The sequence below is a fragment of the Accumulibacter sp. genome, assembly GCF_023806635.1.
Lineage (GTDB): Bacteria > Pseudomonadota > Gammaproteobacteria > Burkholderiales > Rhodocyclaceae > Accumulibacter.
This window is the reverse complement of record NZ_JAMTDQ010000023.1, coordinates 123,532-135,204: the sequence shown is the minus strand read 5'-3', so window position 1 is coordinate 135,204 and position 11,673 is coordinate 123,532. Positions and strand designations below refer to the sequence as shown.

Sequence of the window (11,673 nt, the reverse complement as noted above, 5' to 3'; positions counted from 1 at the left end):
CGCGCTCAGGATGCCTTGCCGAGCAGCGCCTGCTTGAGATCGTCCTGCACCGGCTTGCTGCCGAGCCAGATCTTCAGCAGCGCGCGGTAGAAATCCTCGCCGGCAATGTCCTTGCCCTTGACCTGTCCATTGACCGTCAGCCGCGTGCCGCTCTCCGGCAACCAGTCGATCAGGACCACGGTGCCGGTCTTCGCTTCACCGGCCGCCAGCAGGCTGTCCGAGAACTGCTTCAGGCGATCCTTGAGACCCGCCATCTCGGCTTCCGAATGATTGTTCGCCATGCCTTCCTGCAGCGCTTCGACGAACTGCTGTGCCGAGAGATCGCGCAGCAGGGTGATCGCCACCCGCTTGCCACCCTTGGCGGCCAGCACCGCATCGGCGTCGCCGCGCTTCTCGGGCAGGTAGAGCGCCATCGCATACACCTTGAACACCGCCTTCTTGCGCAGGCCGGCGCCATTGACCACGAGATCGGCAGCGCCGACGTGCGACTTGTCCTCGAACTTGACGCCAGCGACTTCGACGGCGCTGGCAAGGTTGAACGCAAGGGCGGCAACGGCCGCCAGAAGCAGGTGTTTCATGTCGTCTCCTTGGCCTGCCAGAGGCTGAACAGGCTGATTCGGCGGTCAGGGGAAGAAGCGGTGGCGGCATCCGCCTGCCGCCACCGCGTTGTCGCCGGCAGGCGCTGCCGGCGACAGGAAAGGCTTCGCATCGGCTTCAGCCACGCACCTCGCCGTGGCCCAGGACGATCCACTTCTGGCTCGTCAACCCCTCGAGGCCAACCGGACCGCGGGCGTGAATCTTGTCGGTGGAGATGCCGATCTCGGCGCCGAGACCGTACTCGAAGCCGTCGGCAAAGCGCGTCGAGGCATTGACCATCACCGAGGCCGAATCGACTTCGCGCAGGAAGCGCATTGCCGCACTGTAATTCTCGGTGACGATCGCGTCGGTGTGGTGCGAGCCGTAGTGATTGATGTGCTCGATCGCCTGCCCGATGCCGTCGACCACCCGCACCGAGATGATCGGCGCCAGGAACTCGCTGGCGTAGTCCTCCTCGCTTGCCGCCGACGCCTCGCCAACCAGTGCCCTGGTCTCCGGGCAGCCACGTATCTCGACCCCCTTGCGCGTCAGCATGGCAGCGATCGGCGGCAGCAGCCGGCCGGCCAGAGAGCGTGCGATGAGCAGCGACTCGGCGGTGTTGCAGGTGCCGTAGCGCTGCGTCTTGGCATTCTCGACGATGCGCAGCGCCTGCCCGGGATCGGCCTCGTCATCGACATAGACATGGCAGTTGCCGTCCAGATGCTGGATCATCGGCACCCTGGCTTCGGCCAGCAGACGCGCGACCAGTCCCTTGCCGCCGCGCGGCACGATCACGTCGACATGCTCGCGCATGCGGATCAGGTGACCGACGACGGCGCGGTCGGTGGTCGAGATGACCTGCACCACGCTGCCCGGCAGGCCGGCGCTGGCGAGGCCCTCGTGGACCAGCGCGGCGATCGCCTGGTTGCAGCGGATCGCTTCCGAGCCGCCACGCAGGATCGACGCATTGCCCGACTTGAGGCACAACGCCGCGGCATCGGCGGTGACGTTCGGCCGCGCCTCGTAGATGATGCCGATGACGCCCAGCGGCACGCGCATGCGGCCGACCTGGATGCCACTCGGCCGCCGGCGCAACTCGCTGATCTCACCAACCGGATCGGGCAGTGCGGCAACCTGCTCGACGCCCTCCGCCATCGCCGCCACACCCTGCGGCGAGAGCGTCAGGCGGTCGAGCAGCGCCGCTTCCAGGCCGGCGGCGCGGGCGGCGTCCACGTCCTGCCGATTGGCGGCGACGAGCGCCTCGCTCTCGCGGCGGATCGCGGCGGCGATCGCGCGCAGTGCCTGGTTCTTGGCATTGCTGTCGGCACGTGCGATGATGCGCGACGCGGCACGCGCCTCACGGCCCACCTGCTGCACATAGTTCTCGATATCCATCTCGCCCTCTGTCATCGGCAAGGATCGATTATAGCCAGCGCACGTCGGCAAACGTCAACGGAACCTCTGGTGCCAGGCGCACTCTCAGGACCATCGTCGTTGTCACCAGCCGCCGTCCCCTCTCTTGCCCGGAGCGACCATGAAGAAGCTGATCCTGCCCGCCGAGGCCAAAGTCTGTGCCACCTGCAGCTACTGGGACGGCGAGCGACGGGTCGATACCGAACTGCGACTGGTCGTCATTGCCGATGATTGCGCCGGCGAGTGTCTGGTACGCGGCGAGGACAGCCACGGCCTCAGTGATGTCCGGCATCAGAGCCGTGATGATTGCACCTGGGAACACCTGGCTCCGGACGCTGCGGGCGCCGACCCGTCTCCCGGCGACCCACCGGCCGGCGGCTGAGAAGCGCAGGCTCGCCGGCAGGCTGCGAACCACCGCAGCCGCCTGCCGCTCACGCAGCGACGAGCCGCAGCGCCAGTTGCCGGAATTCGTCCCACACGTCTCCCCGCGCGACCCCCTTGATCATCCGGTCGATGCGCGCGGCGTGCTGCAGGGCGGAGCTTGCCTGCGCCGCCCGCATCCGCTGCACCGCCCGCCGGAACGGCGCCTGTCGCGGCCCCCAGACGCGCGCTTCGCGCAGCAGCCCGTCGAGCGCCTGACCCCGTTCGAGACCGGCGCACACCTGCGCCAGTGCCCGCACCTCCTCGGTGAAGGCCCAGAGGATCAGCGGCGGCGCCTCGCCTTCCTGCTGCAGGCCATCAAGAGTGCGCGTCAGGCGTGCCACATCGCCACTCAGGAGTGCTTCGCGCAAGGCGTCGAGGTCGTAGCGGGCGACGTCGAGCACGGCGTCGCGAATCTGTTCCAGGCTCAGCCGGCCTTCCGGGTAGAGCACGCCGAGCTTGAGGATCTCCTGATGGGCCGCCAGCAGGTTGCCCTCGACCCGCTCGGCAATGAAACGCAGACCGGCGGCATCAGCGCTCTGCTGCTGCCGTCCAAGGCGGCCGGCGAGCCAGCCGGGCAGCTCGGCAGGACCAGGTGCGAGCAGCTTGACGACGACGCCGGCAGAGGCGACGGCAGCCATCCAGGCGGACTTCTCCTCCCGCCATTCGACGCCGATCATGCTCACCAGCAACAGCGAATCGGGTGACGGACGCGCGCAATACTCCTGCAGCGCCAGGCTACCCTCGCGCCCCGGCTTGCCGCCCGGGATGCGCAGGTCGAGCAGCGTCCGGCCGCCGAACAGCGACATGCTGCCGGCCGCGTGATGCAGCTCGTTCCAGTTGAAACCGGCGATGGCGATGAGCACCTTGCGTTCGTCGAAGCCCTGACGACGGGCGGCAGCACGGATCGCGTCCGACGCCTCGATGACCAGCAGAGCTTCGTCGCCGTGGACAAGATAGACGGCCTGCAGTTCGCGGGCGAGGTGGGCAGCCAGTTGTTCGCCCTTGAGCTGCACGCCGCAAGCCCTACGTGCCGGCGTCCACGAACACCGGCTTGGCCGCCGCCAGGCGACGCATCAGCTGTTGCACCAGATCCAGCTCCATGTCGCGCCAGAGCAGTGACTCTTCCTGCTGCTTCGCAAGCACCTGCGAATCGTCGTAGGTGAGGTCGCGCACCAGCTCGACGCTGCCCGGCGGCACGACGTCGCGGCCCTTGTTGTCGGTCAACCGGTAGGGAAAGAGATAGCGCAGGCGCAGCTCACTGACGCGGCCGGTACCCGCGACGGTCAGGATCACGCGGTCACGATACTCGGCTCCCGGAACGAAGATGACCTGCGCTTCGCTCGCGGTCGCCACCAGCAGGTTCGGGTTCGACGCCTTGATCGATCGCCTGAGCTGGGCGCCGATCACCGAGTGGTCGGCAACCGAAAGATACAGGCTTTCGAAGGGAAACGAGTAGGAACCGCGCAATTGGAAACCGCAGGCAGCGAGCAGCGAGCCAGCGGCGAGCAGGACGAGGAAGCGCAGGGCGGCGGGCATGGCAGGGTTCCTCGCGGTCTCAGACGACGATGTTGACCAGGCGCCCGGGAACGACGACCAGCTTGCGCGGCGGAGCGCCGGCCAGATGCTTGCGCGCGACGTCGCAGGCCAGCGCGGCGGCTTCGATCGTCGCCCGGTCGGCAGCGGCGGCAACGCGCAGGCTGCCACGCAGCTTGCCGTTGATCTGCAGCACGAGTTCGACTTCGTCCTGCACGAGGGCACTGGCATCGGCCTGCGGGAACGCCTGCCCGGACGCGGACTGGCCCGGCCTGAGCGAGGCGTGGAGCGCTTCGCAGACATGCGGGACGATCGGGCTGAGCATCAGCGTCGCCGCCTCGAGCGTCTCCTGGCGGACGGCACGTGCAGCCGGCGAGTCGTCGTTGATCCGGCTGCAGGCGTTGAGCAGTTCCATGACCGCAGCGATCGCCGTATTGAACTGCTTGCGCCGGCCGTAGTCGTCGGCGACCTTGGCGATCGTCTGGTGCAACTGTCGCCGCAGCGCCTTCAGCTCGCCCGTCAGGTCGGCTGCCGCCGCCGACGGCGGCAGCGGGCCAGCGGCGAGATGCTCCCACACCATTCGCCAGAGCCGCTTGAGAAAGCGGAAGGCTCCCTCGACCCCGGCATCCGACCACTCGAGCGATTGATCGGGCGGACTTGCGAACATGATGAAGAGACGAGCCGTATCGGCGCCGAACTGGTCGATCAGCGCCTGCGGATCGACACCGTTGTTCTTCGACTTCGACATCTTCTCGATGCCGCCGACGACGACCGGCAGGCCGTCGGCACGCAGGCTGGCACCGATCGCCCGCCCGCGCTCGTCATGCACCGCATCGACCTCGGCCGGGTTGATCCACTGCTTCTTGCCGTGCGCGTCCTCGCGGTAGAAGGTCGGCGCGACGACCATTCCCTGCGTCAGCAGGTTGGCAAAGGGTTCATCGAGCGGCGCATCCCCGAACAGTCCGAGGTCACGCATCAGCTTCGTCCAGAAGCGCGAATAGAGGAGGTGCAGGATCGCGTGCTCGATGCCGCCGATGTACTGGTCGATGCCACCGCGACACCAGTAGGCCACCCGCTCGTCGACCATCGCCTGCCCGTTGTCCGGGCAACAGTAGCGCAGGAAGTACCACGAGGACTCGACGAAGGTGTCCATCGTATCGGTTTCGCGGCGCGCCGGCTGGCCGCACTTCGGGCAGGCGCATTCGTAGAACCCGGGTAGCCGCGCCAATGGCGAGCCGGCGCCGGTGATCGTCACGTCCTCCGGCAGGACGACCGGCAGGTCGGCATCGGGAACCGGCACGTCGCCGCAGGTGCCGCAGTGGACGATCGGAATCGGGCAGCCCCAGTAACGCTGCCGCGAGATTCCCCAGTCGCGCAGGCGGAACTGGACCTTCTTCTCGCCGAGACCCCTGGCGGCCAGGTCGGCAGCGATCGCGTCGACCGCGGCGGCGTGGCCGAGGCCATCGTAACGGCCGGAGTTGACGCAGACGCTCCCCTGCTTGTCGGCATACCAGTCCTGCCAGGCATCGGTCGAGAAACGCTCGCCGGCCAAGTCGATCACCTGCCTGATCGGCAACCCGTATTTGCGGGCAAAGGCGAAGTCCCGTTCGTCGTGTGCCGGCACCGCCATCACCGCGCCATCGCCATAACCCATCAGGACATAATTGCCGACCCACACCTCGACCTGCTCACCGCTCAACGGATGGGTGACGAAGATGCCCGTGGCGATTCCCTTCTTCTCCATCGTTGCCAGATCGGCCTCGGCGACGCCGCCGCGCTTGCACTCGTCGACGAAGGCCGCCACCCGTGGATCGCGCGCGGCGGCATGCGTCGCCAGCGGATGTTCGGCGGCGACGGCGCAGAAGGTGACACCCATGATGGTGTCGGCGCGGGTGGTGAACACCCAGAGCTGTCCGGGCCGGCCGTCGAGCTCGTAGGGAAAGGCAAAACGGACGCCGGTGCTCTTGCCGATCCAGTTCTTCTGCATCAGGCGAACCTGCTCGGGCCAGCCCGGCAGCCGGTCGAGATCCGCCAGCAGTTCGTCGGCGTAGGCGGTGATCTTCATGTAGTACATGGGGATCTCGCGCTTCTCGATCAGCGCCCCCGAACGCCAGCCACGGCCATCGATCACCTGTTCGTTGGCGAGCACCGTCTGGTCCACCGGGTCCCAGTTCACGGTGCCCAGACGCTTGTAGATCAGACCCTTCTCATACAGGCGGGTGAACAGCCACTGTTCCCAGCGATAGTACTCCGGCCGGCACGTGGCCAGCTCGCGCTCCCAGTCGAGGGCGAAACCGAGGCGCTGCAGCTGCGCCTTCATGTAGCCGATGTTGGCGTAGGTCCATTCGGCCGGCGGAACGTTGTTCTGCATCGCCGCGTTTTCAGCCGGCATGCCGAAAGCGTCCCAGCCCATCGGTTGCAGGACGTTGTAGCCGAGCATGCGGTGGAAGCGCGCCAGCACATCGCCGATCGTGTAGTTGCGCACGTGCCCCATGTGCAGCTTGCCTGACGGATAGGGAAACATCGACAGGCAGTAATACTTCGGCCGTTCCGCATCCTCGACGGCGCGCGCTGCGCGGCTGCGCTGCCAGAGTTGCTGGGCGGCGACTTCAACTTCCGCGGGCTGGTACTTTTCCTGCATGGCCGGCTGCGATCCCGAGAGTGGCTGAGGGGCGAATTATACGCGCATCGCCCTCCTCCTCCCCCGCTGCCCGCCGCGCCACGCCGCGCCACCGATCTGCAGGCTGGCCGGCCGCCGGGCGCGACAGGAGCTCTCAGCTTCGCGGATCCGGAGCAAAGCCGCCCGGGAACGGGTTCGGCTGCGGCAACTGGCGTGGCCGCGGGATGATGCCCTGGGCAAGCAGGCGCGCACGGCTGTCGTAGTGGATGCTGACGATCTCGGCCGGATGGTCGGTGGCCCGACGGAAATCGGTGTACTGCGTCGGCGCGCTGAGGCGCTCGCCGTGCCCCGTGCCGAGACGGCTGGTCTCCTTCTGCCTGCCCCGGGCTGCCTCGTCGGCTGCTGCTTCGGCAGCGGGTGCCGCCCTGGCTGCCGCTCCGGTCGACGCGCTCCCGCCCAGGGCGTCAGCGTCGTTGTCGCGCGACGGCCGCGCCACTGCCGGCGCCGGCGCGATACCCTCGCGGAACACGGCGACGGCAATCACGCCGACATGGCGTGGCCGATCGGTACGAGCGGCATAGCTGTCGGCGAGGCTGGTGAAGTAGAAGGCTGCGACCTCGTCCATGCTCTTGCGCCAGCCGGCAACCTCGGTCGACTGCCCCGGCGCGAGAACGTAGCCGGACTGCGATGTCGCCGCGGTCTCGCCGCTGATGGCGTTGACGCCGTCGACCGAAAGGACCGTCAGCAGGCGCCCGGCAGTCCGGTTGTGCAGCTGGACGGCATAGCCGCTGCCGGGCGTGCCAGCCACGTAGAGGCGGCCCTGGTGGCGGTGGACCTCGAGCCGCTCGCCGGTCCGGCGATCGACGACGCTGATGTCGACCAGGGCGCCGGCGTCGGCGATACTCAGGCATCCTGCCAATGGCAGGGCGGCAAGCAGGGTGGCGAATCTGTTCATGACGGTCTCCTGGGTGGGTTTGGTGACGGTGTAAACGTCGCCGACCGCCATGCGGGGTCAAGTCACTGGCGAAATTCCTCGGGCAGCGGGTAGTCCGGATGGGCAAGACGAAAGTCGGCCAGCTGCTTCGCCGCTTCGGCGCCGTGACCCGCGCGACGCAAGGCGCGAATCTCGTCGAGCCAGGCGTCGGCACTGCGCGCAATCCCGGCGCGAGAAGGGGCCACTGCCCTCGGCTGCTGGCGCGCGGCCGACGCCGGTCCGGCGGCGGCCTCCTGCTCCGCGCTCGCCGCTGCCGCTGCCGCGGCGGTGGCAGCGGTGCCCGCAACCGTGCTGCCTTCCCTCGCCCTGGGTGACGCCGATCCCGGAGCCGCCTCCGGGGCGGTGGCCGGGCTGCCGTCCTGGCGCGGCGCGTCGCCGGCTGCCGCAGGCCGCACGCCTTCGCCGGCCGCCGGCGTCACGCGCTGCGCAGCCAGGCGATCCTCCCTGGCCGGCAGCTTCGGCGGCACGCCCACCGCTGCCTTTCCGGCGGCAGCCACGGCATCGCCAGCGACGGCAGTCGGCGGGGCTGCGGGCACGGCAGTGTCGCGCGCGACGGATGCCGGCGCGACACCCGGCGCCACCGGCTGCGGTGTAACCGCGGCCTCCCGCTGCAAGTCGCCGGGCTGCCGCTCATGCAGCAGCGCCAGGGTAAGGGTCAAGGCCAGCGTCGTCGCCAGCGCCAGCCCAGTTCGCCAGCGCTGCCACCAGTGGCGCTGCGCGACGCTCGCCGGTGCGCGCACCGCCGCCCGCGCCGCCGCGAGAACGTACCCGTCGACCGTGGCCGGGGGCTCGGCATGGGCATGCTCCCGGTAGAGTGCGGAGACTTGCGGATCGCCCTGGAAATCCTCTTGCGGCTCGCTCATAGCAGATCCTGCAAGCTCTTGCGGAGCTTGCCCAGCGCATAGCGCAGGCGGCTCTTCGTCGTTTCGCGACCGCAACCGGTGACGGTCGCGATCTCGTCCAGCGTCAGGCGGCCCTCCTCGGCGAGCAGGAAGACCTCGCGCTGCAGGGGTGGCAACTCGGCCACCGCGACGCTGATCCGGCGGGCCGTATCGTGGCGCTCGAGCAGGACATGCGGCATTTCCTCGCTCGCTGCCGGCAACCGTTCGATCCACTCCTCGCCCCCCTCGGCATCCTCGCCGGCGGCGGACTCGTGCTGCGCCAGCAGATGCCGGGCGTGCTGGCGATAGTGATCGATCAGGCGGTGACGGGCAATGCGGAAGAGCCAGGTCGGGAAGCGCGCCAGCGGCTCGTACTGGCTGCGCGCATGGATCACCTTCAACCAGACGTCCTGGTGCAACTCATCGGCCTCGGCGGCACTGCCGCACTGCCGCACCAGATAGCGGTAGAGCGGGCCGCGATGGCGGCGATAGAGGATGGTGAAGGCATCGGCGTCGCCTGCGCGGTAGGCCAGCATCAGTCGTTCGTCGCTCCAGTCCGTCTGCATGGCGCCAGTCTAGCCACTGCGGCGGCAAACGCAAGCCACGGAGGCACGGGGAGGCACGGCCGCGTCACAACGGAGTCGCCGCGGGCAGTGCTAGAATCGCCGCTTCATCGTCGCGAGGAGCAGCTCATGAACCGGAGTCGCCTACACGCTCTCGTCGCTTGCGGCCTGCTTGCCGGCGCCCTGACGTCGATCGCCGCGCCATCGGGGTCCGGCTCGGGTTCCGACGCCGTCGTCGCCGGCGTCCTCATGCCGGCCTGGCTGGAGCGTCAGGGCTCGCGGCAGGAGCTAAGGGCGGGTATCGCGCTGCAGAACCGGGACCGGCTGCTCACCGGCGCCAATGCGCGCGTCGAAGTCCGCCTGCGCGACGGCAGCGTGCTGCGCCTCGCCGCTGACACGCACTGCGAACTGAATGCGCTCGGCGTACGCGAGCCGGAGGTATTCACCGCCGCGATCGACGTGCCGCAAGGCGCCGTGCGCTTCACCACCGGCCATCTGGCGCGCAGCCTGCAGCAACGGGCGGTCAATCTGCGCGTCGGTACGCTCACGGCCAGCGTCCGTGGCACCGACCTCTGGGGCACGGCCGACGGCGCCGGCGACCGCATCTGCCTGCTCGAGGGCCGCATCACGCTGCTCCAGCCGGACAACGAAGCGCGGCAGGTCAGCGAAGAAGGCAGTTGCTATCTGGCAGCAAAGGATGGCAGCCCGGCCGTTCTGCAGACGGTCACTGCGGCGCAGCTGGCGTGGTCGGCGGCACAGACGGGAATGCCGCCCGCGGCGGCGACTGCGAGCCCGGCAGCGACGGCGTCGAGGCCCGCGCGCACGACGCGCACTGCGCGTCGTGGCAGCTGGTCGGTAGAAGTGGCTGCCGTCGATGGCGAAGCAGAAGCGCTCGCGATCCACGACCGCGCGCGCGCTGCCGGCCACGGCGTCCGCATCAGGCCCCTGCCTGCAGCCGGGGGCGGCTACCGCTACGCGCTCCGGCTCGGACCGTTGTCCTCCGAAGCCGAGGCAGCGGCCCTGGCCGCGGAAATCGGCAACGCACTTTCGCCCGCGCCGGTGAGCCTCGTTCGCAACTGAGTCCCGCCCGCCGCCGCAGACTGGTGCAGCGGCGACGGACGACGCGCGCCCAGGCCGGGTGGATCGGGCGGCCGCGCGGCGCCTGCCGCTAGAAGGCGTGCCGCTGCGGGCCGAAGATCTCCACCCACTGCGACTGCCAAAGGCGGACGAGGCTGTGCGCCGTGATCAGGTTGAGTTTCGAGATGCGGTTCTGGTGGCGCAGCAGCCACGAGACGCAGGTTCTCGCGGCGAGCGCGTCACGGGCCACCGAGCGGTCGCCCTCTGCCTCCGCATAGTCGATGAAACGTTCGACCGCCAGGCGATGATATTCGGAACTGGTGCAGCAACCGGCGATCACTTCGGCCTCGCCGGCAGCCCGCCGCCACAGCTTGAGCGCCAGCTCTTCGCTGATACGGGTGCGGTGCGCGATCCACGGCAGGATTTTCGGTGCTTTCATGGTGGTACTCCTGAAGTTCGGTTGCTGCCCGACCCCGCGGGGCGGATCGTCCGCCCCGCTGCAGGCTTCTGTTGCAGTGCAGCATATTATAGCGAATAGCCGTTCGAAAGGTGAGTAATTTCCTCTAAAACTGCTGTCCACCCGACGGGTTTGAAGCCATTGGCAGGTTCTCCTCGCAAGCACCGGGCCGGTCATACCCGACTGAACGACGGTGAGCCAGTCTTCAGCCGGCCGATCCGGGAGGCTGCGCTGCCGCTTTCCTGACACCTTGACCTCCCGATCTGTCTGCAGCTTAGCCCGCCAAGACCTCGCCACGCGTGAAGTAATCCACCCTTGGAGCGAGGTTGTTGCCACAGGCGATCGATTGCCACAGTCGCTGGTCGGCGATGACCGCTCGTCAGCCGAAGCCTAGCCGGCGATGAATGCCGAGTACGCCTGATGGGCGGCGAACACCGCCAGGGCGACGAAGAAGGCGCCGCTGATGCGGTGCAACAACTGCAGCGGAATCTTCTGCAGGATCGTCCTGCCGGCAAGGACTCCGAGCGCCGAAGTCGTCACCAACGCGAGCGTCGCCCCGAGCCAGACGCCAGCCGGTACGTGCGTGCTGCTCATCGCGACGACGGCGAGTTGTGTCTTGTCGCCGAACTCCGCCACCGTCAGCAGCAGGAAGGTGGTGAGGAAGATGCCGTGACCGCTTCTCTCCTCGACATCCTCGTCGTCGTCGTCGGCTGGCGCGCGCAGGGCGTGCACGCCGAAGGCGAAGAACAGCAAGGCGACGACGGCGCTGACGACCCATTCGGGCAACCAGCTGGCGATGGCGACGCCAAAGACGACGGCCAGCGTATTGAGCAGCGAGAATGCTGCCAGGGCACCGAGCATCACCGGCAGCGGCCGATGCCGCGAGGCCAGGGTCATGCAGACCAGCTGGCTCTTGTCACCGATCTCGGCCGCAGCGATGAGCGCGAAGCTGGTTGCTGCGGCAGCCGAAATCTCGATGACACTGCCGCCGCCAAAGAGTGAGGAGAGGTGGTGCAGCAGGCCTGTCGCGTCTTCCAAACGGGTCTCCCGGCGAACGATCAGGGAAAATGGAGCGTCCGCTGCCGCTCAGCGATCCGGCAGCGAAACCGGGCGATGATAGCGCGCGCGCCGTTGCC

At 68.4% G+C, this 11,673-nt stretch carries 12 protein-coding genes; 2 read left to right on the top strand and 10 right to left on the bottom strand.

The annotated features are described in order from the left end of the window. Positions 1-5: 5 nt before the first annotated feature. Together NFW30_RS04280 and NFW30_RS04275 are read right to left on the bottom strand one after the other, a co-directional pair. Positions 6-578, bottom strand: coding sequence for a chalcone isomerase family protein (locus tag NFW30_RS04280; RefSeq protein WP_295355932.1), 573 nt, complete (start codon positions 576-578; stop codon positions 6-8). Positions 579-714: 136 nt separating this feature from the next. Next, positions 715-1,971: a glutamate-5-semialdehyde dehydrogenase gene (locus NFW30_RS04275; RefSeq protein ID WP_295355944.1), complete on the bottom strand. Its 1,257-nt coding sequence runs from the start codon at positions 1,969-1,971 to the stop codon at positions 715-717. Positions 1,972-2,110: 139 nt separating this feature from the next. Between NFW30_RS04275 and NFW30_RS04270 the strand changes: the two genes are divergently transcribed. Beyond that, the gene (locus tag NFW30_RS04270) at positions 2,111-2,371 is read left to right on the top strand and encodes a hypothetical protein (RefSeq protein ID WP_295355931.1); all 261 of its coding nucleotides are present in this window, start codon (positions 2,111-2,113) and stop codon (positions 2,369-2,371) included. A 49-nt stretch (positions 2,372-2,420) separates the two neighbouring features. Here the strand turns inward: NFW30_RS04270 and holA are convergent, their stop codons facing one another. The 6 genes from holA to NFW30_RS04240 form a co-directional block, all read right to left on the bottom strand. Continuing rightward, complete coding sequence (gene holA, locus NFW30_RS04265; protein WP_295355930.1) at positions 2,421-3,425, bottom strand: DNA polymerase III subunit delta; 1,005 nt, start codon at positions 3,423-3,425, stop codon at positions 2,421-2,423. Between the two features lie 10 nt (positions 3,426-3,435). Beyond that, positions 3,436-3,948, bottom strand: coding sequence for an LPS assembly lipoprotein LptE (gene lptE, locus NFW30_RS04260; protein ID WP_295355929.1), 513 nt, complete (start codon positions 3,946-3,948; stop codon positions 3,436-3,438). Between the two features lie 19 nt (positions 3,949-3,967). Further along, positions 3,968-6,586: a leucine--tRNA ligase gene (leuS, locus tag NFW30_RS04255; protein WP_295355928.1), complete on the bottom strand. Its 2,619-nt coding sequence runs from the start codon at positions 6,584-6,586 to the stop codon at positions 3,968-3,970. 133 nt (positions 6,587-6,719) lie between these two features. Beyond that, complete coding sequence (locus NFW30_RS04250; protein ID WP_295355927.1) at positions 6,720-7,520, bottom strand: hypothetical protein; 801 nt, start codon at positions 7,518-7,520, stop codon at positions 6,720-6,722. Between the two features lie 62 nt (positions 7,521-7,582). Then, complete coding sequence (locus NFW30_RS04245) at positions 7,583-8,422, bottom strand: hypothetical protein (protein WP_295355926.1); 840 nt, start codon at positions 8,420-8,422, stop codon at positions 7,583-7,585. Then, complete coding sequence (locus tag NFW30_RS04240) at positions 8,419-9,006, bottom strand: RNA polymerase sigma factor (protein WP_295355925.1); 588 nt, start codon at positions 9,004-9,006, stop codon at positions 8,419-8,421. Before NFW30_RS04240 ends, NFW30_RS04245 begins: the two co-directional genes overlap by 4 nt. Before the next feature lie 126 nt (positions 9,007-9,132). Between NFW30_RS04240 and NFW30_RS04235 the strand changes: the two genes are divergently transcribed. Next, positions 9,133-10,083 carry a FecR family protein gene (locus NFW30_RS04235; protein ID WP_295355924.1) on the top strand — a complete coding sequence of 317 codons (951 nt, stop codon included), beginning with the start codon at positions 9,133-9,135 and terminating at the stop codon, positions 10,081-10,083. A gap of 88 nt (positions 10,084-10,171) precedes the next feature. On the opposite strand, the gene NFW30_RS04230 is transcribed toward NFW30_RS04235, so the two are convergent. Together NFW30_RS04230 and NFW30_RS04225 are read right to left on the bottom strand one after the other, a co-directional pair. Then, complete coding sequence (locus NFW30_RS04230; RefSeq protein WP_295355923.1) at positions 10,172-10,519, bottom strand: hypothetical protein; 348 nt, start codon at positions 10,517-10,519, stop codon at positions 10,172-10,174. Positions 10,520-10,927: 408 nt separating this feature from the next. Beyond that, positions 10,928-11,575 carry a TMEM165/GDT1 family protein gene (locus NFW30_RS04225; RefSeq protein WP_295355922.1) on the bottom strand — a complete coding sequence of 216 codons (648 nt, stop codon included), beginning with the start codon at positions 11,573-11,575 and terminating at the stop codon, positions 10,928-10,930. Between the last annotated feature and the right edge of the window lie 98 nt (positions 11,576-11,673).

Coding starts and splice junctions, on each gene's coding strand:
- NFW30_RS04235 (WP_295355924.1), top strand. CDS start 9,133: ATGAACCGGAGTCGCCTACACGCTCTCGTCGCTTGCGGCCTGCTTGCC.
- NFW30_RS04280 (WP_295355932.1), bottom strand. CDS start 578: ATGAAACACCTGCTTCTGGCGGCCGTTGCCGCCCTTGCGTTCAACCTT.
- NFW30_RS04245 (WP_295355926.1), bottom strand. CDS start 8,422: ATGAGCGAGCCGCAAGAGGATTTCCAGGGCGATCCGCAAGTCTCCGCA.
- NFW30_RS04270 (WP_295355931.1), top strand. CDS start 2,111: ATGAAGAAGCTGATCCTGCCCGCCGAGGCCAAAGTCTGTGCCACCTGC.
- NFW30_RS04230 (WP_295355923.1), bottom strand. CDS start 10,519: ATGAAAGCACCGAAAATCCTGCCGTGGATCGCGCACCGCACCCGTATC.
- NFW30_RS04250 (WP_295355927.1), bottom strand. CDS start 7,520: ATGAACAGATTCGCCACCCTGCTTGCCGCCCTGCCATTGGCAGGATGC.
- NFW30_RS04240 (WP_295355925.1), bottom strand. CDS start 9,006: ATGCAGACGGACTGGAGCGACGAACGACTGATGCTGGCCTACCGCGCA.
- leuS (WP_295355928.1), bottom strand. CDS start 6,586: ATGCAGGAAAAGTACCAGCCCGCGGAAGTTGAAGTCGCCGCCCAGCAA.
- lptE (WP_295355929.1), bottom strand. CDS start 3,948: ATGCCCGCCGCCCTGCGCTTCCTCGTCCTGCTCGCCGCTGGCTCGCTG.
- NFW30_RS04275 (WP_295355944.1), bottom strand. CDS start 1,971: ATGGATATCGAGAACTATGTGCAGCAGGTGGGCCGTGAGGCGCGTGCC.